Annotated in this window: 24 protein-coding genes; 20 read left to right on the forward strand and 4 right to left on the reverse strand. The window is 42.9% G+C overall.

What is annotated here, in order from left to right:
• Positions 1–68: 68 nt before the first annotated feature.
• The gene (locus DCMF_RS27130) at positions 69–2,054 is read left to right on the forward strand and encodes a methyl-accepting chemotaxis protein (protein ID WP_148137332.1); all 1,986 of its coding nucleotides are present in this window, start codon (positions 69–71) and stop codon (positions 2,052–2,054) included.
• A gap of 134 nt (positions 2,055–2,188) precedes the next feature.
• Here the strand turns inward: DCMF_RS27130 and DCMF_RS27135 are convergent, their stop codons facing one another.
• Both DCMF_RS27135 and DCMF_RS27140 read right to left on the reverse strand, forming a co-directional pair.
• A complete protein-coding gene (locus tag DCMF_RS27135; RefSeq protein WP_148137333.1) occupies positions 2,189–2,653 on the reverse strand; it encodes an ImmA/IrrE family metallo-endopeptidase in 465 nt (154 codons plus the stop codon).
• 106 nt (positions 2,654–2,759) lie between these two features.
• Entirely contained in the window at positions 2,760–3,173 is a 414-nt protein-coding gene (locus DCMF_RS27140) for a helix-turn-helix domain-containing protein (protein WP_148137334.1), read from the reverse strand.
• Between the two features lie 262 nt (positions 3,174–3,435).
• Between DCMF_RS27140 and DCMF_RS27145 the strand changes: the two genes are divergently transcribed.
• The 16 genes from DCMF_RS27145 to DCMF_RS27215 all read left to right on the forward strand — a co-directional run bounded on the left by DCMF_RS27145 (position 3,436) and on the right by DCMF_RS27215 (position 14,890).
• Complete coding sequence (locus tag DCMF_RS27145) at positions 3,436–3,969, forward strand: sigma factor-like helix-turn-helix DNA-binding protein (RefSeq protein WP_214658944.1); 534 nt, start codon at positions 3,436–3,438, stop codon at positions 3,967–3,969.
• Positions 3,970–4,170: 201 nt separating this feature from the next.
• Entirely contained in the window at positions 4,171–4,569 is a 399-nt protein-coding gene (locus DCMF_RS27150) for a DUF3168 domain-containing protein (protein WP_148137336.1), read from the forward strand.
• A gap of 18 nt (positions 4,570–4,587) precedes the next feature.
• Positions 4,588–4,971 (forward strand): phage tail tube protein, encoded by a 384-nt coding sequence (locus DCMF_RS27155; protein ID WP_148137337.1) that lies wholly within the window; start codon positions 4,588–4,590, stop codon positions 4,969–4,971.
• A 17-nt stretch (positions 4,972–4,988) separates the two neighbouring features.
• Positions 4,989–5,585: a hypothetical protein gene (locus DCMF_RS27160; RefSeq protein ID WP_148137338.1), complete on the forward strand. Its 597-nt coding sequence runs from the start codon at positions 4,989–4,991 to the stop codon at positions 5,583–5,585.
• Positions 5,582–5,932, forward strand: coding sequence for a hypothetical protein (locus DCMF_RS27165; RefSeq protein ID WP_148137339.1), 351 nt, complete (start codon positions 5,582–5,584; stop codon positions 5,930–5,932). Before DCMF_RS27160 ends, DCMF_RS27165 begins: the two co-directional genes overlap by 4 nt.
• 56 nt (positions 5,933–5,988) lie before the next feature.
• Positions 5,989–6,120, forward strand: coding sequence for a hypothetical protein (locus DCMF_RS30180; protein WP_257790936.1), 132 nt, complete (start codon positions 5,989–5,991; stop codon positions 6,118–6,120).
• 112 nt (positions 6,121–6,232) lie between these two features.
• A complete protein-coding gene (locus DCMF_RS27170) occupies positions 6,233–7,708 on the forward strand; it encodes a phage tail protein (RefSeq protein WP_148137340.1) in 1,476 nt (491 codons plus the stop codon).
• Positions 7,708–9,144 carry a hypothetical protein gene (locus tag DCMF_RS27175; RefSeq protein WP_148137341.1) on the forward strand — a complete coding sequence of 479 codons (1,437 nt, stop codon included), beginning with the start codon at positions 7,708–7,710 and terminating at the stop codon, positions 9,142–9,144. The genes DCMF_RS27170 and DCMF_RS27175 overlap by 1 nt, the downstream gene beginning before the upstream one ends.
• Positions 9,141–9,476, forward strand: a complete 336-nt coding sequence (locus DCMF_RS27180) for a hypothetical protein (protein WP_148137342.1) — start codon at positions 9,141–9,143, stop codon at positions 9,474–9,476. The genes DCMF_RS27175 and DCMF_RS27180 overlap by 4 nt, the downstream gene beginning before the upstream one ends.
• Positions 9,476–11,182 carry a hypothetical protein gene (locus DCMF_RS27185; protein ID WP_148137343.1) on the forward strand — a complete coding sequence of 569 codons (1,707 nt, stop codon included), beginning with the start codon at positions 9,476–9,478 and terminating at the stop codon, positions 11,180–11,182. Before DCMF_RS27180 ends, DCMF_RS27185 begins: the two co-directional genes overlap by 1 nt.
• Before the next feature lie 15 nt (positions 11,183–11,197).
• Positions 11,198–11,473, forward strand: a complete 276-nt coding sequence (locus DCMF_RS27190) for a hypothetical protein (RefSeq protein WP_148137344.1) — start codon at positions 11,198–11,200, stop codon at positions 11,471–11,473.
• A 165-nt stretch (positions 11,474–11,638) separates the two neighbouring features.
• The gene (locus DCMF_RS27195) at positions 11,639–12,481 is read left to right on the forward strand and encodes a radical SAM protein (RefSeq protein WP_148137345.1); all 843 of its coding nucleotides are present in this window, start codon (positions 11,639–11,641) and stop codon (positions 12,479–12,481) included.
• On the forward strand, positions 12,478–13,092 hold the full coding sequence (locus DCMF_RS27200) for a hypothetical protein (RefSeq protein ID WP_148137346.1): 615 nt from the start codon (positions 12,478–12,480) through the stop codon (positions 13,090–13,092). Before DCMF_RS27195 ends, DCMF_RS27200 begins: the two co-directional genes overlap by 4 nt.
• Before the next feature lie 23 nt (positions 13,093–13,115).
• Positions 13,116–14,195, forward strand: coding sequence for a transporter permease (locus DCMF_RS27205; RefSeq protein ID WP_148137347.1), 1,080 nt, complete (start codon positions 13,116–13,118; stop codon positions 14,193–14,195).
• Positions 14,196–14,466: 271 nt separating this feature from the next.
• Positions 14,467–14,688 carry a hypothetical protein gene (locus tag DCMF_RS27210; protein WP_148137348.1) on the forward strand — a complete coding sequence of 74 codons (222 nt, stop codon included), beginning with the start codon at positions 14,467–14,469 and terminating at the stop codon, positions 14,686–14,688.
• A 16-nt stretch (positions 14,689–14,704) separates the two neighbouring features.
• Positions 14,705–14,890 carry a phage holin family protein gene (locus tag DCMF_RS27215; protein ID WP_148137349.1) on the forward strand — a complete coding sequence of 62 codons (186 nt, stop codon included), beginning with the start codon at positions 14,705–14,707 and terminating at the stop codon, positions 14,888–14,890.
• A 75-nt stretch (positions 14,891–14,965) separates the two neighbouring features.
• On the opposite strand, the gene DCMF_RS27220 is transcribed toward DCMF_RS27215, so the two are convergent.
• Together DCMF_RS27220 and DCMF_RS27225 are read right to left on the reverse strand one after the other, a co-directional pair.
• Positions 14,966–15,244, reverse strand: a complete 279-nt coding sequence (locus DCMF_RS27220; RefSeq protein ID WP_148137350.1) for a DNA-binding protein — start codon at positions 15,242–15,244, stop codon at positions 14,966–14,968.
• A 229-nt stretch (positions 15,245–15,473) separates the two neighbouring features.
• On the reverse strand, positions 15,474–16,937 hold the full coding sequence (locus tag DCMF_RS27225; RefSeq protein WP_148137351.1) for a sigma-54 interaction domain-containing protein: 1,464 nt from the start codon (positions 16,935–16,937) through the stop codon (positions 15,474–15,476).
• Between the two features lie 215 nt (positions 16,938–17,152).
• Here DCMF_RS27225 and DCMF_RS27230 point away from each other — a divergent pair, with 215 nt between their 5' ends.
• From DCMF_RS27230 to DCMF_RS27240, 3 genes are all read left to right on the forward strand, one after another.
• Positions 17,153–17,827, forward strand: coding sequence for a lytic transglycosylase domain-containing protein (locus DCMF_RS27230; RefSeq protein ID WP_148137352.1), 675 nt, complete (start codon positions 17,153–17,155; stop codon positions 17,825–17,827).
• Between the two features lie 33 nt (positions 17,828–17,860).
• Entirely contained in the window at positions 17,861–19,759 is a 1,899-nt protein-coding gene (locus tag DCMF_RS27235) for a methyl-accepting chemotaxis protein (RefSeq protein ID WP_148137353.1), read from the forward strand.
• Between the two features lie 576 nt (positions 19,760–20,335).
• Positions 20,336–21,295, forward strand: coding sequence for a choline kinase family protein (locus tag DCMF_RS27240; RefSeq protein WP_148137354.1), 960 nt, complete (start codon positions 20,336–20,338; stop codon positions 21,293–21,295).
• The last annotated feature ends 90 nt before the right edge of the window (positions 21,296–21,385 follow it).

Here is a 21,385-nt window from a genome sequence, read left to right on the forward strand (position 1 = left end):
CCAGAAATGTGGAGAAAAAAGGTTCTGAAAAAATATGTGTTTTGGAAGAAAGGAAGGCACATTTCATCATGATTAATTTAAAAAAGGTTCGTCAAATCTTCCAAGGTATAAGGACTATTGGCACGCAACTTATCCGTAAAAGAAAGGGAAAGAACCTGGTTAATTTCATCAAGGTCGGCCGGATATCACAAAGCATCAGAGCTAAACTGATGGTATTAATTTTTCTTTTGTCCCTATTTGTTTGTTTGGGATTGGGACTGATCTCATATCTTCAATCTTCTCAGACCTTAATTGACAATAATTATGAAGCATTGAGAGGAAAGGCGGAAGATGCCGCTAAGCTGGTCGCCAGCAATGTTCAAGGAGACTTAACGGCCCTAGAGGGTGTGGCTCAGATGGAGAGTGTAAGGGCAATGGATTTTTCTAAAGTGAATTCCCTGCTCAAGGAACAGGAAAACCGCCTGGAGTATATCTTCATGGGAGTAGCCACATCAGATGGGACCCTGCATATGACTGATGGCAATGTAACCAATATTTCTGATGAGGAATGTTTTCAAGAGGCTCTGGCAGGCCGCGCAATCGTCACGGACCCAATAATGAGTGAGCATACCGGAGGTCTTGTGGTAATGGAAGCGGTGCCTATCACGGATACCGAGGGCAATACCAAAGGAGTACTGGTGGCGGAACTCAGAGCTACTCATTTAAATTCAATTATTGAAGATAGTATGTACGGTAGGGGCGGTTATGCCTATATGATCAATAAGGAAGGAGATACCATTGCCCATCCCAACTATAATCTTGTGCTGCAACAGGAAAATAGGATCAAGAACAGCAAAGACCCTGAACTGGCAAAGCTTGTTGCCCTCGAGAAGCAGATGATTAAAGGTCAGAAAGGGGTAGGGGAATACACATCGGCAGGAACAGAAAATTATATGGCTTTCACACCGGTGCCCGATACCAACTGGTCTGTTGCTGTTACTGTTCCTAAAAGCACTGTAATGTCGGGCGTACATCGCTTATTTATGCAAATTTGTCTTGCCACGCTGATCTTTTTGCTGATTTCTTTGATCCTAAGTGCTCTTATTGGCAGGAGCATTGCTAAACCGATTACTCTGGTTGCAGCCCATGCCGGTGTTGTTGCCCAAGGAGATTTCAGTCAGGATATTCCTTCCCAGTATCAGGCACGGAAAGATGAAACAGGCTTATTGGCCCGTTCCTTTGAGCAGGTTAACTTAAATTTGTCCCAGTTGGTGAACCAAATTCAGGATAGTGCGGAAAGTTTAGCAGCAACGGCCCAACAACTGTCGGCCAGTACCCAGCAAATTTCCGCCGGGGCCCAAGAACAATCCAGTCAACTGCAGCAGGTAACCTCCTCTACCAATAATCTTGCCACATCAAATAATAAAGTAACGGACCGCGCTGAAGCAGCTATGTCAGTAGCTGATAAAGTAAAAAATACGGCAAAAAATGGTGAGACAGTTGTTTTAGGTGTGGACCAGGGGATGAAGTCCATTACGGAAAATATGCAGAAGTTAAGTGAAAGCACGGAAAAAATAAGTGAGATTATCTCTGTTATTGATGAGATTGCCGATCAGACCAATTTGCTTGCTTTAAACGCGGCGATCGAGGCGGCCCGAGCCGGGGAACATGGACGGGGGTTTGCCGTGGTGGCCGATGAAGTAAGAAAATTGGCCGAAAGATCCGGCAGTGCCACAAAAGAAATCTCCAAAATTATTGCCATGATCAAAATAGATAGCAAGCAGGCGGTGGGAGCCGTTCAACAAGGGGGCAGTATGACGGGGGAGGCAAAGAAAGCTTTTTCGGCCATTTCCGAATTGGCAAATGAAAACGCCGATACGGTCCAGGAAATTGTCGCCGTAGCAAAAGAAGCGTTAGGGAGTACCGATGAAGTGGCTCAAGCGGCAGAAAACATGTCCGCGGTAGTTGAGGAATCAGCAGCAGGTGTACAGGAAATCGCTTCCGCAGCGGAAGAAATGGCAGGTATGGCGGAGAATTTGCTATCAAAGCTAAATCAGTTCAAAGTAAAGAAATAGTGAAATAAATTTTTTCATCGGGTACAAACAAAATATCAAGACCAGCTATGTAGACGTGAAGGTTTTTATGGAGGCACCGAAAATGATCACTCAGGCTTGCGCCGTCACCGAAGGTTTGGCGCAAGCCTAGTTTTTTAAAAAATTTTTTCTGGCACGCGTAGTACATTCCCGTACCGGGCCCTGATGAAGGACAGCTTTCTGAATAAAAACCATTCGGTGACATCAAAATATTCGGCCAGGTCATAACAGGTATGCAGTCCCATTTTATAGGCCTGAAAGAGACTCTTATCTGAGATTAAAAAGTTGGTCGCCCATTTTAATGCTTTTCGTTCATCCTGGTCCATAATGATGTTAATGTAAGCGCTGGTATGTACTTGGATGATGCTGGTTCTGGGAGCGGTATAATAGTGACCCAATTCTTCCGCCAGCACACATTTATGCAGCCTGGGATATTTAGGCAAGGACTTATCAAGAAAAATCATGGGGCCGCCCAAATAGTCGAAAAGATACAGCCCGTAAAGGGTGCTGTTTTCCTTTAACAGGTCGAAATAGCGTACTTTTATTTTCTCTCTCTCAATAATGCGCCACAGTCTCACCATATTTTGGCCTCCTAAAAAACGACAATTTTCGAAAATCTCAATAAGATACGAAAAACTACTGCCGCAGCAATAGTTTTTCTTTAAAATAATGATGGAGAGATCCTGCCTATTTTTTGGGTTCTTTTTCTAGGCGCCTTTCCTCCCTGATTTCCAGAATGGCTTCTTTAATCAGGTTCTTTAAACCTGGGGTAATTTTTAAGGATCCGCTCTCGTCGTGGGCGGCAATGATGATGTTTTCCAGGTCAATATCACCGGGGGATGCCTTTTTTTCCTGGTATAACCCAGGGCTTTCTTGAACAGTTGCCGATGGGGTATGTTTGATATTGGTCCGTCCCAAAAGATAGTCGGTACTGACATCAAAATAATCCGCCATTTTTTTCAGCGTCTCTATATCAGGGACCCGTTGGTTCACTTCGTACATACCGACCGTACTGGGAGAAATATTAAGTTGTTCAGCCAGTTCCCGCTGGCTGATTTTTTTTTCTTTGCGCAAGGATTTTATTTGGGCAGATAATTTCATACTTCTCTCTCTTCCGTTGGTTTCCTGATCTAATATTATCACATACTGTGAGAGAAATAAAGAAATAATTTACAAAAAGTGAAAATAATTATTGACAAAATCACGTTACGTGAATAAAATAAAATCACATTAATCACGATGCGTGAATAAAAGATGCCGGTTTCTCCAGAGCAAGAGTTAGAGCCCCAACCTATCTTGTTTTCATTTTCTGAAGATGGCGATCAGAGTAGAAAAGATCAGATTCAGATCAGGAGGGGTATTCATGGAGACGTTAATGAAGGAGTATCAAGACAGCCTCAAGAGGGTTCTTCAGGCAAAAGAAAGAGCCATCCTGGAAGGGCGCCAAGATGATCAGCTATTATTACAGGATTGCATTACCAGCCTTTCTTGGACTGTGGAATATATGAAATTAGGCCGGGAGCCTCAGAATCGACGGCCTATTTCCCGATATTCTTATATGCAAAGAGAAGTACCCTTTGATCCCCATAGCGGTTTTTTTCTCAGGCGGTCCGCGGCACATGATACGTCCGGACGGACAGAATTATCCCGTGACCGAAGGGATTTGTTGAAAAAAGTGCTGGACAAGCTAACCACCCGGGAACGGGAAGCCTTTATCCTGGTGAGAGGAGGCGGCTATTCCTTCAGCCAGGGGGCAGAGGCGATGGGCATAAAAAAGACATCCTTGCAGAACTTGCTCGCCAGGGCGGACAAAAAATTAAATGTTGTGGTACGAAAGCCACCTAAGGATAGAGGCACTATTTACGAGCTTCTGCAAAAGGTGATGTTGGGGCCATAACCTCTTGCTCCGGGTGGGGAGAATGATACCATTTTTGGATCCGGACAAAAGCAAAGAAATAAGGGAGATGCTGGAACAGGGCAAGATCAGTCCGGATCAATCGGAAGAAAGAAAAGGGGGTGCTCATATGAGAAGGTAAGGAAGAAAAGGAAAACCTGCCTTGGAAAAGAAGGCGGGAGTATGAAAAAGGCGGTGAGGTAGTTGCGTATTGAGGACGCATTGTACACACATCTGAGCAGCTATGCAGGTCTTTCCGCTTTGGTAAGCAGCCGGATTCATCCGGTGATTGTACCCCAGGAGGGAATCTTGCCGGCTGTGACTTACCATAAGGTAAGCGGGCAACGGGTGCATACTTTTCAGGCTGACCCCGGAGTTGCCCAGCCCCGTTTCAGGATATCCTCTTGGGCAAGCGGTTACTCTGAGGCGAAGGATGTGGCGGACCAGATCCGAAATGCCCTCCAGGATTTTTCCGGTGTGATGGGAGGAACGGGGGGAGTGCCTGTGCCCAGTGTACGGTTGGAAAATGAGAGGGACAAGTATGAATGTGAAACCGGTCGTTATCATGTGGACGTTGATTTTACCATTTTTCATGAAGAATAAGGAGAGGAGTTGTTTATTATGGCATTAGCAGGAAAAAGCGCAGTAGTCAAAAGCGGGGCAAACATTATTAATGGGTTGAAAGAGGTTAAGTTCACCGCCAATGGGGAAAACATCGAGGTCACCACTTTTCAAAGTGCGGGATGGCGGGAAAAACTCCAGGGATTAAAAGACGTGGCCCTTTCTCTCACCGGATTTTACCTGCCCGCCGATACCAACGGACAGGTAGCGATCCGAACCGCTTGGCTGAACGGGACTACCATTAGTTTAACTTACCTGGTTGACGGCACGGTAGGATTTACAGGCACTTATCTGGTAACCAGTTTTGAGATCGGCAGTGTGGTTGAAGGAGAGCTTTCCGTGGCCATTGAACTGGAGAGCACCGGCGCTCTAACCCTTGTTTAATAAGGGAGGAGAAAAAAATGGCGTATGCAGGAAAAAAGGCTTTGGTGAAGATTCCCGGAACGGCAGTGGCTTTTACCGACGAGGCCACGACCACCAGCGACAATAAGTCTTACCAGATTACCAATACTACAAAGCGGGTTTGGCATAAAACCGCCGCTGTTACCGTCGAGGTAAACGGCACAGTCACCGGGGAGCAATACACTTTAAACCGTTTGAACGGTACGGTGACTTTCAGTGTGGCCAACGGTTCCCGGGGGACCGTAACGGTAACAGGGCAGTATTTGCCCATGAGCGCTGCTGCCGAGGCTCACGAATGGAAATTGACCATGGAAGCAGAAAATTTGGAGGTCACTCCTTTTCAGGCGGTTTATCGCACCAAGATCCAGGGCTTAAAAGGCGCTTCGGGCAGCATCAGCCAGTGGAATGTGATCGACCGTTATTATTACAACGCCCTTGTAGGGGGAAATCCCCTGGTGCTGGAGCTTTATCCCCAGGATACTTTGACCCCGTTAAAAATTTGGGCGGTTCTGAACAGCGATGAATTGAGCGCAGCCCTTGATGCCGCTCAGGATGAAGCGGTAAGTTTTGAAAGTACGGAGGATTTACTGATATGAAACTGAGAGACAAAATTTTAAATGTTCAGGATATCAGAGCGGAAAAGCTTGAAGTGCCGGAATGGGGCGTTGAAGTACTGGTGAAAGCGTTGAAAGGCAGCCAAAGGGCGGAACTACTCCAAAATAACATCAATGCCAAAACCGGAGAGATGAATTTAAAAACCTTATATACGGAACTGGTCATTGCCAGTACTTGCGATCCGGAAACCCAGGAACCGGTTTTTGCCTCTTCCGATCGTGATACCTTAGCCGAAAAGTCCGGCGCAGTTCTGGAACGAATTGCCCAGCTGGCGATGCGGCTTTCCGGCCTCACCCAAAATGCCGTGGATGGTATGGCAAAAAACTAGCGCAGCATCCTGAGCGCCGCTACTATTTTATTTTAGCGGAGCGCTTGGGGTGTACCGTGCAGGAACTGCTGGGGCGGATCAGCAGTTATGAGCTGACGGAATGGATGGCCTTTGACCGGTATAGTGAACAGGAGAGGAAGAGGGCGGAAAGGGAAGCCCAGGCCAAGAAGCGGGTACTGGGAAGATGATATGATTCGTTCTGTAGTAGAGTACAAGTTCCTGCAAATATCTTTTTGCAGGAACTCTACTATGGATCTAAATCAAGGCTCCGGTAAATTTAAGACAGGCAGGTGATGAACAATGGCAGATCCGTTAAGTGGATTTCCAAAAACTCTAACAAACCTTGCTGGAAATATGAAAAGTTTTAGTACTACGACTACTGAAACCTTTACTGCATTTACCACCCTGGGACAAGATCTTAGCGGTTTGTTGAATAATTTAGGTGTCAGTACGAATGAATTTCTTGCTACCATGAATAATTCTCTTGCTTCTCTGGCGCCATTTATACAGTCAATTACTTCAATTATCAATCAGGTTGCTACCTTAATCGAAATGTTCGCAAAAATAAATCCTACTGTGTTGCTGGTGATGGCAGCAATCGCCGCATTGGCAGCCGTATTTGCATATTTGTGGCAGAATAATGAGGATTTCCGTACTGCAGTGCTGGCAGCCTGGGGCGAAATTCAAGCTGCCGCTGTGGAGATTTTCGGTATACTCCAGACGGTAATGGCAGAGGAGTGGGGTAAAATCAAAGAAGTTGCAATGACCGTTTTAGGGGAACTGCAGGAATTTTGGGATCAATGGGGACAAGCCATTTTGGCTTTAGTGCAAGGAGTATGGGATCAAATCAAAATTGCCATAGAAACCGCCATTTATTTAATCAAAGGTGTAATTGATCTTGTTTTGGCCCTCATACAGGGGGATTGGGAAGGGGTTTGGAACAGTCTTGTGTATATCTTCCAGTCCATTTGGGATGGGTTAGTCAAGACTTTTGAGAATATAAAAAATACATTGGCGGGAGTCTGGGCTTCTGTACAAGACGATGTAACGGCGGTTTGGGACCGCATCATGCAGAAGTTCGAGAATGTAAAAAAAACGTTGGAGGAAGTTTGGCTTTCGATTAAAAGCAAAATCGTTGAGGTTTGGGACGGCATAGTCGAGAAGTTTGAGAATGTAAAAAATATGTTGGAGGAAGTTTGGATCTCAATTAAAAACAAAGTCGTCGAGGTTTGGGGCGGGATAGTCGAAAAGTTTGAGAGTGTAAAAAATACATTGGCGGAAATTTGGGCGGGAATAAAAAGTACAATTACAGGATTTGTGGATGGAGCAATTCAAAGTTTCAATAATTTAAAGAATACCATGGCTGACATTTGGGAAGGAATCAAGAGCACGATTGCAGGGGTCTGGAATGGTATTGTGAGCACCATTAAAGGATCTATTAACTCTGTAATTGGGGCGATCAATGGATTCATTAAAGGGATTAATAACATTACCATTCGTGTACCGTCAATAAATATTCCTCTTGTTGGCACAGTAGGCGGATGGAGTATTAGTTTACCCAAGATTCCCTTAATTCCCTTGCTGGGGATGGGTGGTATTGTAACTGGACCAACCTTAGCTATGATTGGGGAAAGAGGGCCGGAAGCGGTGGTGCCTTTAAACCGGGGTAGCTATATGGGAGGTACCATAAATATCTATATTACGGGAAATTATGATATTGAAACTGTAGGAGAAAGATTGGTTAGCATCCTCCGGAGGAAGGGGGTTTTTGCATAATGGCTTTAACCTTAAAACTTGGGGGTGTTGACAAAACCGATTTGCTCCGGCGGGGGGACTTAAAAATCACTGATGAGTTAAATACAAGATCTACGGCCGATTTTACTTTGACGGATGGATCAGGCCTCTACCGGTCGGAGCCCGGAACCCCTGTAGAAATTTGGGATGGCGCGACCCTGGTTTTTGCTGGAACAGTAGATGAACTGGAGGAGACAAAATTTCTAGGTATACCTTCTTTGGAGGAACAGGTTCCCTGTGTGGATTATTGCCAGGTCTGTGACCGTTTCCTAGTAGCGGAAACTTATCAGAATGTGGTTGCCGGAGCTATCGTTCGGGATATTTTGGTTAAGTATCTCCAGACTGACGGTATTGGAGCAGGAACCATCCAGGATGGCCCGGTGATTCAAAAGGCTATTTTTCCCTATATGACTGTTACCCAGTGTTTTAATGAAATCTGTGAGCTAACGGGGTACCAGTGGAATATTAATCCGGACAAAACCTTAAGATTTTTTGAGCGTACTACTTATTCCGCACCGTGGAGCATCGATTCGACCAACCCCAATTGCGATTTCCGGGAAGTAAAAGTGCGCCGGCACCGGGACAACTACCGGAACCGGCAGTACCTGCGGGGAGGCACCGATATTTCTCTTCCCCAAACCAGAACCTTCAAAGGCAATGGGGAAACCACTGTATTTTCTGTGGATCTACCTATTGCTACTACTCCCACAGTTTTGGTAAATGGCGTATCAAAGACGGTAGGGATCCGGAATGTGGATCAAAACAAGGAATGGTACTGGCAAAAAGGAGATAAGGAGATTTCCCAGGCTCAAGGCGGTGCTAAGCTTTCTGCATCGGAAACTTTAACCGTGACTTATCAAGGATTTTACCCCATTGTGATTGTGTCGGAGAATCCGGGTGCCATTGGGGAAAGAAAAACGGTGGAAGGGGGTTCCGGTATTTATGAAGCCATGGAATACCAGGCAAAAATTGAGACCAAAGATGCCGCTTTTCAGTATTCCGATGGGCTGCTGCGAAAGTATGCCTCCATCGGCAGGGTGCTAAATTACGCTACCTTTACCCCGGGTCTTCGGGCAGGGCAACTACAATCGATTAATATTCCTGAGCATAACATTCACAATGAGTTGTTTTTGATTAGCAAGGTAACCATTTCGGATCCGGGCAGTTGGGACCAGAGACTGGCATATGAGGTCGAGGCTTTAGATGGGGAAACCGTGGGAGGGTGGACCAATTTTTTCCGGAAACTGACGGAAAATAAGGCGGAATATGTGATCCGGGAAAATGAGATCTTGGTGAAGCTGCTTACTTTCCGGGACAGCGTCATGTTACCCAAGGTAGAGGATGATATAACCTATAATTTGCACCAGTACCTGATTTGCGGAAATGGTACTATTTGCGGAACGGGAGTGATGATATGAGTGTAACATCGGAAGTCAATACGATAATTTTGAACTGGGCCATTATAAACAGTATTGATAATATCAATGTAATCAGTCTTAAGACAGCAAGTGGAGAGTTATTCCGTAAAGGCTACCAAAGTATGGAGAATACCAGTGGCACGGAGCGAAAATATACTTTCTACCTAACCGAGTCTGAAGGTAACGGAACCCTGACAGGGATGTCTTTGTTTGGCAACGGGGCGACCACGACTTTAGGCACAGGCATGGAAATAGTAACACAATCAGTTAACATTACCAAAAATAACACGCAGAGCTTACTAATATATTGGAATGTGAGGGTGATGAGCTAATGGCATATACAAAAACTACATGGGTCGATAATACAACACCGTTAAGTGCTCAAAATCTTAATAAAATCGAACAGGGGATTTATTTAACAAATAGTATTTTTGATAACACTTCAGGGACAGATTCTTATACTATAACAATACCCGGAATAGCTAGTTATACCGAATTAATTGGAATCCCTTTAAACATTAAATGCACCATAGCTAATACTACTAGCGCGACATTAAATGTCAATTCATTAGGAGCGATCAATATAGTTAGAGGTACCTCAACAGCTTTGTTAACTGGAGAGATAATAGCTAACAAGATTATAGTCGTTGTTTACGATGGTGCAAATTTTCAGTTGCTATCTCAAGGTGTAGATGTTTCACAAGCGTCAAAAACAGAAACTCTAACAAATAAAACTCTCACTGCCCCCAAAATAACTAGCGGCTCATATTTAGCCGACCCAAATGGTAATGAACTAATTAAGTTCCCCACTACGGTTGCGAGTGCCGTGAATGAAATAACTGTAAGTAATGCAGCGGCTGGATCATCTCCAAGCATATCTGCTTCAGGGGGTGATACGAATATTGGTATTAATCTAGTACCTAAAGGTACCGGCAAAGTTCTTGTAAATGGAACTGAAGTTTCCGTAGTTGGACATGCCCATCAGGCAGCTATTATTGCTATCGCTGATGCGGGTGGTTTAATTACCGCAACGGATGTAGAAGGGGCTATTCAAGAGCTTTTTATATCTGCCAGTAATGGAAAGAGTAGTATCGCTTCCGCTATTACTGGCATGGGACAGAGCGCATCGGGAAGCGACTCCTTTAGTACTTTAGCTTCTAAAATTAGTGCCATATCCTCAGACGCCAACGCTGCAGCAGGAAATGTTCTTTCGGGTAAAACTGCCTATGTAGGTGGAAGTAAAATTACTGGAACAATGCCTAACAGAGCAGGAGACAATGTAAACATATCTTCGTCTGTAGTAGGGACTACACTTAAGTTAAGATCTCCGGCAGGTTATTATGACGGAATAGACGATACGGTATATATCACTGATGCAGATTTTGTAGCCTCAAATATAAAAAACGGTATAAACATTTTTGGCCTTACCGGAACTTTAGGCGCTAGCCAAAGCTTAGTCTGGAGTACCTCCGGGACGTATTCTTGGACTTCTCCAGCTACCCCAACTACAGTGTATGTTAATGTAATTAGTGCTACTGGAGGTTCTGGTGGCGGTGGTGGAAGTTGGGGATATAACCATGACGGTAAATGTAACGACAATTACTATTCGGGTAATTCGGGTAATCCAGGTAACGCAGGAGGGGTAACTAGTTTTGGTGGTTACCTATCAATCTCTGCATCAGCCCCAGGTCAAGGTGGAACAGGTGGGGGCTCTCCAGGCGGAATAGGAGGCGCTGGGAGTCCTCCCGGAAGTAACCACAATGGCAGGTACGGTGGTGCAGGAGGAGGTAATGGTGGAGCTGGGGGCACCTTTGCTAATGGTTCCGGCGGGGGTGGCGGGGGTGGCGGTAACTTTTATCCACAACAAACAGTTAATAATACTTTTGTCATTCCTCCATCTACGGCTATTACTATTACTGTAGGTGCTGCTGGAACAGGAGGTGCAGGAGGAACTAAAGGATCAGATAGTTATGGATATGGTAGTAATGGTTCAAATGGGGGAAGTGGCTTATCCGGGCGAGTAGAGATAAGTTGGTAAAGGAGACTGTTGATAATGAAAAAATTTGCTCAGATTATTGACAATAAAGCGTATTGGATTTTCGATGCCGAGGAAGCTCCGACTTTTGCTCCTAATATTGTTTTGTTAGATATCACTGAAAAAGGAGAAGTCCATGAAGGAGATTTTTATGATACTACAACTGATACTTTTTCAGAAATACCGAAAATTGCTGATTTATCATTAAAAGAACTGCAAAATAACCAATTAATTATTATGGACGCTATTTCAGATATCTACATCTTATTAGTATCACTGACTCAACCAGATTAAGGAGGTGTAATCAATGGTACGTTTATTTTGCAAACTGATATTTACAAAATTAAAAACTTTCGATCAGGTCCCGGTTTCGTTACAGCCTTTAGTTTATATAGAGCTATCTAAACTTGGCTATGACAAAAATGGAGATATTCTGCCTACGGCTTAGGAGGCTAAACTATGATTACGGATGCTGTATATATTATAAGTAACTGGTGCAATTTAATCTGTCCGCATTGTTTTAAAGATGCAAGCAAAGCTAACAATAATGAAGCTCCAATAGAGGATGTTATAAAATTTCTAGATACTTTTCCTCATATGTCTGGGTTAAAAATTACAGGAGGGGAGCCATTAGGTTCCCCTATTTATGATAAAACCCATAAGCTTACGCAACATGCAGTAAATAAAGGATGGAATATTCAAATAAATACTAATGGTACTTTTGGAATTCCGGATTTTGGTTTATCCACAAAGAATATTACTTTTCAAGTAAGCTTAGACGGTCTAAAAAAATCACATGACGCTATTAGAGGCAGCGGAGTTTTTGATAAAGCCATTAATTTTATACAAACTCAAAAGAGTAAAGGATATAAGGTTATTGTGATGAGCGTAATTATGGGACAATATACATTTAAAAGTCTCGAGAACTTCATTGACTTTGTTACGATACTTTTGGGTGTTCAGTTAGAAATGCAATTTGTAGCGCCAATAGGCAGAGGGTTGGTATTAAAGAATAATCTAAATGAAAAAGAGATAGCCAGGATAATAGGGAGTCGTAAGCCAAACGCCCAAGTATCAAAATGCTCAATTAGAACTAAGTCAACTTATTGTGAGACACTTCATAGAATCGCAGATAGAGTGGGAATAGATGAGTGCGGGAATATCATTCCATGTCCATTCCTTAATAAATATAAGTTTGGTACGATTTATGATTATAACGAAGACAGAGTTAAGCAAGAAATGAGGAATAAAATACTAAATTGTACATGCGCTTATCCAGATGGTTATGGAGGCATTCAATGATTATTGAAACGAAAAGAAATCTAACTCAGTTGAAAAAATTGGTAGACAATAAAAAACTTCCTGATAACTTTATTCATTTGGATATACCAATGGAGTTTTATGATAATAAACTTGGTAGAGAAATGTTATCCAAAACTGGTTTCTGTTTATTGTATTGGGATTGGTTAAAGCACCTAGTAAAATTTCTAAAGAATAAAAAGTGTCTAGAAATTATGGCAGGATGCGGAGCATTATCATACTTTTTACAAAGGTCAGGGATAAACATCAAACCGACAGATAACTTTTGCTATACTGGCGACTGGAATATAGGAAAAAACTACTGGACAGATATCGAGGATATTGATTGTCTTGATGCAATAGTAAAATATGGTAAAAACATTGATGTTATTGTTCTATCATGGCCGAGCGTCAGAAATATTACTTATTTCTCATTAGAACTAATGCGATTAGTCAACCCAAATTGTGTTATGGTCGTTATTTGGGAAGCCAAAGGTGAATTCTCAAACAAGTTATTTCGTGATGCTTTGATTGAAATTGATAATGAGCTAATAAAAAAGGCAAATAAAAATTATAAAGGTTGGTATAACGACAGAATCATGTTAATTAAATGAAAATTTAAGGATTGAGGTAAAAAATGACTACCGATGTTTTAATTAAATTAGGTATTAATATTTTACTGATGCTATCTTTGACAACTTTAGTGCTCTCCGGAGAGAAATCTGGTCTATTAAGTATTATAACAAGGCCACTAAATAAAATTATTGATAATAAAATTATCATGATAGCATGGTTTCTAATATCGACAGTCCTTAGCGCGTTTACTTTAGACACAACATTAGCCATGATTCTGATCCCGATAGCACTTGTTTACGCTACATCACGAAAACTTAATAAAGGGGAAATACTAATCGCAGTTACATGGGGTAATATGGTCGGCAGCGAATGGACATATTTTGGTGGCGGCGACACTATCGTCTCCTGGACGTTACTTACGCAATATCTAAACAGACCACTTGATATGATAATATGGGCAAAGCTATTTTGGGCTCCAACATTATTAGCTTGTATTTTAACACTAGTATGGCTCTATTTTAAAGTCCTATCACCTGTTATAGTTAAACCGTTATTACAAGAAAAGCTAAACGTCAATTGGGCCAATGTATTAACTTGGATTGTAGTCATAGTAGGCATGGCTACAATTTTTTATACTCAACTGCAATGGTATACCGTAGGATTAGCAGTTTTAAGTATTTTGTTATCAAGACTTAGTCTTGATGATTTTAAAAAGCTTCCTTTTAAAGCTATTTACATTTGGACTGCCTCAGTTATACTTGGAGTACTTGTCAACCAGTATGTAGCATCCCATTTCCAATTCGTAATTCCTACTTATGTTTATTCATTATTAGGTATTATTACTGTATTTGTAGTAATTTCTATAATACATTTGGGGATAACCGACAGTGGTATGTCTCTTATATTTCTGCCCATAGTTATGGCAAGTCAATTTACTGATATAATTTGGCTGTATGTGTTAATGACTAAAGCGATCAGCTTATCTTATCTAACGATATTTTCTAATGGTGGATTAGCTGTTTCCGCGAGTTATGGCCTGAGCCAACGCGAAATGCTTAAAAAAGGTATTCCTATTGTTATTCTTCAAACTATATTATTTGCTCTCTACTTTTATTTTATGAGAGGACACATTGCCATTTAAAAGTCGTTAATAATGGAGTAACATCTAGGAAACGGACAAAAGAAGAGGTGCGGAACAATTGCCAAACAGTAAAATACTTGCGTGCCGTACCTTAGTAAATCCGGCGGCACGGTATTAACGGATACCAAGTATAAAAGAAGAAAACGGGGCGTTTTAATTACCGGTTCTTTTTCCCATACTGGGGAAAAACTTTTACACTATTTTTCTCTAAAATGGATGTTATGAGAAACTTCAAGGCTCTTTTTATTCTTAAAAGAGGGAGGGGGCGGCAATGGGTATCGATGAGGTATGCAAGGACCATAGCGGCTTCTGTTCCGACATTAGGGCCCTGGACAAAAAGATTGAGGAGAATGCCCGGGAAAACAGGGAAAGTCATGCGGAAATGTGGAAAACGATCAATGATCTGCGCAACAGGTTGCCCACTTGGACAACCTTGTTTATTTCTTTTTTGACGCTCTGCCTAGGATGGGCTCTTAGTGAGGCATTTAAATAATTTTGAGGAGGGAAGCATGATGCCGGAAAATTTAAAAAAAAGATTGAAGAATAAATACTTCTGGCTGGCGGCAGCAGGTTTTGCCTATCAAATTCTTAACAGATACGGGTATGCTCCGGAACTGGGTACCTGGCAGGCGGGAATAGATTTAATCAGTTATTTGGCCATAGGATCCGGAATTTACAGTACTTTTGAAGGGTAACATTTTTAAAAAACAAAAGGTGGCTGGTCTGGTTAAGACAAGCCACCTTTTTACAACTTAACATCATTTCAAATTTTAGAGAGAGTATTCCCAGGGCAGCAAGCTGAGCCTTTTCCTCCCTAAATCAGTAATTTTATAATATTGCACCAGTTTCCCCGTCTCATCTAATGCTGGATCAGCGTCTTCCAGCAAACAGTTTGCCCGAAAAGAATGCAAATGGTTCTTGATAATGGAGGTGTTGCATTGTTGTTCACTGCCGTATTCTTTTTTGATCCTGCTAAAAACATCTGAGTCTGAAATGGTTTCGCCCTGCGCAAAAAAAGTAAGGATCCGAAATTTCATAGGAAGTTTCATTTGATCATCTCCTTAAATTTTTAATTATTTTATAAAAGCAAATTCTGTGCCACTCTTGCATAAAACCCCAAAAGCCTTGTGAGCACGGACTTTGAAGGGTGTAACCTTTTGAAAAGCATAAAAAAACAGCCTGTTAACTGAAAAATTATTTTACGGTTAACAGGCTGTTTCAATGAAATAACCTGTAATTATTTTTTTCATGAAAAATTTGTTTACAGTTGAATTCCTTTTATAAGGATATATTGCCGGAAATACCCAAGGCTTTCAGTTTATAATGCAGGTTTTGCCTGGAAATGCCTAGTTCTTGCGCTGTTTTCGTAATATTTCCTTTGTTTTGTGTGAGAGCCGTTTTGATTAACTGTTTTTCCGTTTCCAGCAAAGTGTTTTGTAGGGTACCTTTGAGGGTGAGGGTGCTCGGAACCTCTTTTTTAGGAAACAGCCTTTCCCTGAAATATTCCGGCAAATGATGCAGTCCGAGGATCCTGTCCTCATTTTGCACGAAATTCATCGCCCCTTCGATAAAGTTCTCTAATTCCCGGACATTGCCCGGCCAGTGGTATTGTTCAAAAAAATGAAGCAGTTCCGCAGAAATGTCATTAATGAATAAGCCGAATTGTACACTGTATTTTTTGATGAAATACCTGGCCAGGATTCTGATATCTTCATTTCTGTCCCGGAGAGGAGGAATATTGATGGTGACGGTTGCCAGCCGGAAATATAAGTCGGAACGAAGGATCTGCTCTTTCACCGCAGTAACAGGATCGATATTTGTAGCGCTGATTATCCTGCACTCAAGCGGTATCTCGGTTTTGCTTCCCAACCTTCGGACCGATTTGTCCTGCAGGACTCTTAACAGTTTGCCCTGAAGAGAAAATGACATGGAATTAATTTCATCCAAAAAAACGGTCCCATCTTCTGCCTGCTCAAATAGACCGGGGATATCCGTAGCACCGGTAAAAGCGCCTTTAACCGTTCCAAAGAGTACGCTTTCCAAAAGTGTATCTGGAATAGCGGCACAATTAATGGGAATAAAGGGTCCTTTAGAATGGAGGCTGGCATTATGGATCCCTTGCGCAAACAGCTCTTTTCCAGTTCCCGTTTCTCCTACAATCAGGACAGGGGAGTTGCGGCTAGCGATCCTGCGCGCTTCTATCACGATCCGGTTTAATTTGCTGTTGATTCCTATCACATCGTCGAGAAGATAGGGTGCCCTGGTTTGCTGATCTTTTTCTTCCCGGATAAATTTTTTTTGCATCTCTAAGGTAAGGGCGATAAAATCCCCAATCTGGTTCATATTGCGAAATATCACGTAAACGGCGGCGATTTCCCCCTGGTAATAGAAGGGAAAGGCACTAAAAATCATATTAATTTTTCTGCCGTCATTTAAGTTATACCAATAGGGTTGCTCAATCATGGGTTTGCCTGTTTGAAGGATCTTCTTTGTTACTTCCGCCGAAAAGTAGTAAGGCTGGGCATACACATCATCCTCTTTTTTCCCTAAAATATCCTTTCTCTTTAGCCCCTCCATTTTTTCCGATTCCGTATTATACAAAATAATTTCATCTTTTTCGTTTACCACAAAGATGGATTCGTGAATGGCATCAAGAATGGTTCTCAACAATTGATTCTCTTTCTTAAGTGTGTCATTTCCCCGCTCGAGCTCTTCCATGCGGATATGATCTGCTCTTTCCATAAAAATGCCTCCGTAAAACAGGTTCATCTTTTATTAATATTCTCTTGTTTTCCCCTACCTCCTGCTCCATGAAATTTTTCCCGATCAAGGTAAAGAAATTAAAAAAGTGTCATAAATGCATATTCAGGTATTTTCTGTAGAAATTTAGGCAGGAAAATGTAAATATTTGTGGAAAATGTAATTTATTAAACTGCTGTAAAAGGAGAACGTCAGCCATGCATGTCAACCCTACAGGGTCTATAGAAACCCATGATGTCCAGAAAGTACAAAAAAATATATCTGAAGGAAAGGCATTTCATCAGACCCTGGGTCCACTGGTTGACGGGAGTGATACCAGGTTTGACTCTTTATTTCTTCAAGCAGGGGAACAGTGGAACGTGCCTCCCCGACTATTGAAAGCCATGGCCAGAGCCGAATCCAATTTTAATCCTCGGGCCGTGTCCCATGCGGGAGCCCAGGGTATGATGCAGTTGATGCCGGAGACCGGCCGTTCGTTAGGGGTTCGGGATCCCTTCGACCCGGAGGAAAACATTGGTGCAGCAGCTAAATATATGCGCTCTCTTCTGGATCGCTATGACGGAGATGTTAAGCTGGCGCTGGCGGCGTATAACGCCGGTCCTGGAAATGTGGAGAAATATCAAGGGATTCCCCCTTTCAAGGAAACGCAAAAATATGTAGCGAAGATATTAGGCAGCTTAGACGGGGATAGGGTACAGATGAGGAACGACTCTGCCCCTGATTCCATGCGGCCGGACCTGGCCCAGGAAGCATTTGGGGATAAAATGAAAGCGGTAGGGATTGTATCACCGGAATTATTAAAATTTTGGGTAGACCTGAAGCTGATGAGGGCCGTATTAAGCGCCGAAGAGAAAAGGAATCAGGAAGTATAGTGGGTTTTGGATCGAAGGGAGGACGAAAATAACATGGTTCACTTAAGAAATTTTTTTCGGATCTCGCAAAGTATCAAAACGAAACTCATGGTATTGATTTTTTTCTTATTATTATTTGTTTGTCTGGGATTGGGACTGATATCCTATCTTCAATCTTCTAAGGCCTTAGTTGATAACATTTACGAGGCCCTGAGAGGAAAGGCGGATGATGCCAGCAAGCTAGTCGCAAACAAGGTTCAAAGGGATTTAGCCGTTTTAGAGGGTGTCACTCAAATGGAAGCTGTAAAAACAATGGATTTTTCTAAACTGGCTGTGCTGCTGAAGGACCAGGAAAAGCGCCTGGGATATGCCTCTATGGGTGTAGCCGCACTAGATGGCATCCTCCGCATGAGCGATGGGAATATTAGCAATATTTCTGATCAGGAGTGTTTTTTGAAGGCTGTAGCAGGCCAGGAAACGGTTACGGACCCTGTGATGAGCGACCATACCAGCGCTCTTGTGGTCATGGAAGCAGTACCTATCTTTGGTGAGGACAAAAATGTGCGCGGCGTTTTAGTAGCGGAGCTAAGTGCTACCCATTTAAATTCCATTACTTCCGAGATCCGATACGGGAAGAACGGTTACGCATATATGATTAATAAGGAGGGCACAACCGTTGCGCACCCCGATTATAATCTGGTGCTGAACCGGGAAAATCGCATTAAAAACGGAAAGGATCCGGAGCTTGCAAAGCTGATCGATTTGGAAAAACGGATGATTAAGGGTGAGAAAAGTGCAGGCGAATACAGGTACAAAGGGATCGAAAAATACATGGCTTTTTCACCGGTGCCCAATACCGGTTGGTTTGTGGCTGTTACGGTGCCTAAAAGCGACGTTATGGCCCGGGTAGACCAATTATTTTTTCAAATTTGCCTTCTCATGGCAATATTTTTAATTATTTCCCTTGTGATCAGCGCTTTTATTGGGAAGAGTATTGCTCGCCCCATTAGTTTGGCGGCGGCCCATGCCAGTATTGTGGCCCAAGGAGATTTGAGTCAGGATGTGCCTCGGGAATTTTTGGCGCGCAAAGATGAAATAGGCATATTGGCCCATTCCTTTCATCAGCTTAACCTGAATTTGTCCCAGTTGGTGAACCAAATTCAGGATAGTGCGGAAAACTTGGCGGCCACGGCGCAACAACTGTCCGCCAGCACCCAGCAGATTTCTGCCGGGGCCCAGGAACAATCCGGCCAACTCCAGCAGGTAACCCACTCCAGCCACAAACTTGCCACAGCAAATAATAAAGTGGTGGATCGTGCTGAAGCGGCTGTTTCCGTGGCCGATAAAGTAAAAGATACGGCTAAAAACGGGGAAACCGTGGTATTAGGCGTAGACCAGGGGATGCAATCCATAACGGAAAATATGCAGAAGCTGAATGAAAGTACACAAAAGATCAGTGAGATTATTGCCGTAATTGATGAGATTGCCGATCAGACCAATTTGCTTGCTTTGAATGCCGCGATTGAGGCAGCCCGGGCCGGGGAACACGGACGGGGATTTGCCGTGGTGGCCGATGAAGTGCGAAAATTGGCTGAGCGATCCGGCAGTGCCACAAAAGAAATTTCCCAGATTATTGCCATGATCAAAGGAGATACCAAGTATGCGGTAGAGGCCGTCCGCCAGGGGGGTAGCATGACGGGGGAAGCAAAGCAAGCCTTTGGGGCAATTTCTGATTTGGCAAATGAAAACGCAGATACGGTTCAGGAAATTGTGGGTGTAGCGAAAGAAGCCTTAGGGAGTACCGATGAAGTAGCCCATGCGGCGGAAAACATGTCCGCAGTGGTTGAGGAATCCGCCGCTGGTGTACAGAAAATTGCTGCCTCGGCGGAAGAAATGGCAGCTATGGGGGAAAAGCTTTTATCCATGCTCCATCAGTTCAAAGTAAAAAAGTAGGGAGCGAACCGGTATTTTTAATCAGGGCATAGATCAAAGACAAAGGGGCTGTCTGCACAGCCCTTTTACTTTACCAGAAAGTTTTTGGAATCAGGCAGGTATCGGCAAGTAAGGTGATGTTGATGAATTGGTTTACCCGGTAACCGGTAACGGATACCCGGATCCCGAAAAGCCCTTTGGGCTTTTTTAAGTTATAAGTGACTGATTTTAAGTCTGAGCCGACTCGACTGATGGAGGGAATATACGATCACATCTTGTCGAAGAAAGAGATAATCAGACCTGGAATTCGTGCAATTCCTTTCACGCCGGTCATTTGCAATTTTGATTTTTTTTCTTGCAAAGGGACCAATTCCGGCATGAAAATTGCTTAATAATATTCTAGATTTTTAGGAGACATTGAAGCAATGTGATCTGTTGAAAAATGAGCCCAAGGCTTAATTACTCAGTTTAATATTGGAGCACAAGGGAGGCGGATAGAGAAGTAATACAGGTTGCTGACGGATGATCTATTCTTTAAGTTTTTTGCCGTAGGATTAAGCAGGGTCAAAAATTTGCATAAGAAATGGAGAGGAAATCATGGAGAACAAAATTGTCGTAGATTCTTCCGTAAGTTTGGAGCATATTGGAAGCATATTTGAAATTCTCAGCAAGGTTCCGGAATTTGCGGAAAAGAATGCCCAGGTTACTGGGATTGAAGTATTGCCCGGTGGATTAACAAATTACAACTTTAAGGTTACTGTTGATGGGGTAACTTATGCGGTGCGTGTCGCCGGCCCTGGCACCAACGAATATCTGGATCGTCCGGCCGAAAAATACAACGCCCAGATTATGTCCGATATCGGTATCAACGCCCCAATCATTTACTATGATGAAGTATACGGCCACCAGGTTTGCAAATATATTGACGACTGTAAGACTCTGCACATCCCTGATTTTAAAGAAAATGCCGAATACCTTTCCAAGGCAGCGAAAGTGTTTAGAAAATACCATACTTGCGGCAGATCATTTAAAGCGGATTTCAATCCTTTAAAAGAAACCTATGTTTATATTAACTATCTCAAGGAAAAGAATTTTGCGGTCTATGAAGGCGCAGACAAGATGTTGGAAAAGGTGGAAGAGATTAAAGCGGCCTTCGACAAATATCCCCAAGAATTGGCTCCTTGCCATAACGATCCTCTCTGCGAAAACTGGCTGGACGATAACAAAGGGTTCTATCTGATCGACTGGGAATATGCGGGAAACAATCAGCCCATGTTCGATTTGGGCGCCCTGGCTATTGAAGCTGAGTTAAGCCCGGACCAAGAAAGGTTCTTATTAAAAGAGTACTTTGGCAGAGACATTACCGAGAAAGAATACGGGCTTTTAATTATTAATCGCTTCCTCTGTGACGCTCTCTGGACTTATTGGGCAGTTCTGCAGATTGCTACGGGAAAATCCCATGACGATTACTGGCCTTATGGATTAAACAGGTTCAACAGGGCTATGGAACTGGTTCATAACGGAGCTTTGGGCAAAGCACTTGCGGAATTTAAATAATCGGGTTTGCCCCAAGGACTTTGGTAAGCAATGTTTTTTATGGGCTGAATTTTGCATTGCTGATACAGAAGTGAATAGCTTTTAAAAATG

This window comes from Candidatus Formimonas warabiya (assembly GCF_002777255.1).
Taxonomy (GTDB): domain Bacteria; phylum Bacillota; class Dehalobacteriia; order Dehalobacteriales; family Dehalobacteriaceae; genus Formimonas; species Formimonas warabiya.